This window comes from Streptomyces barringtoniae (assembly GCF_020819595.1).
Taxonomy (GTDB): domain Bacteria; phylum Actinomycetota; class Actinomycetes; order Streptomycetales; family Streptomycetaceae; genus Streptomyces; species Streptomyces barringtoniae.
Window position 1 is genome coordinate 1 of the sequence record NZ_JAJHNP010000100.1, and the last position, 550, is coordinate 550.

At 74.5% G+C, this 550-nt stretch carries 1 protein-coding gene; it reads right to left on the reverse strand.

The genetic code is table 11. The features are described from left to right. Positions 1-550: ketoacyl-synthetase C-terminal extension domain-containing protein (locus LMU33_RS40890; protein WP_283844345.1), on the reverse strand; the 550-nt coding region annotated here is incomplete at both ends.

Below are 550 nucleotides of genomic sequence, written 5' to 3' on the forward strand. Positions count from 1 at the left end.
TCGGGCGAACACGGGACAGGCGTCGTACAGCTCCCGGCCCATGCCGAGCCGCTGGCTGCCCTGCCCGGTGAACAGGAACGCCGTGCGGCCCTCACCGACCGTTCCCCGGACCACCTGTGCCCCCGGCTCCCCCGCCGCCAGTGCGGCGAGCCCGGCCAGCAGGACGTCGCGGTCACGCCCGACCACCGCCGCCCGTCGCTCCAGCGCGGCCCGCGAGGTGGCGAGCGAGTAGGCGACATCTGCCGGCCTCGCGTCGCCGTCCGAGGCGATCCGCGTCCACAGGCGCTCGGCCTGAGCCCGCAGTGCGCCGTCGGACTTGGCGGAGAGAACCCACATGGTGCTCAACGGTTCGGCCTGGTACGGAAGGGTCTCCGTCCGGTCCACGTCTTCAGCCGGTGGCTGCTCGAGCACCGTGTGGGCGTTGGTGCCGCTCACGCCGAAGGAGGACACGCCCGCCCTGCGGGGACGGCCGGTCTCCGGCCAGTCCCGCGCCTCGGTCAGCAACTCCACCGCGCCCGCCGCCCAGTCCACGTGCGGCGTCGGCTCGTCG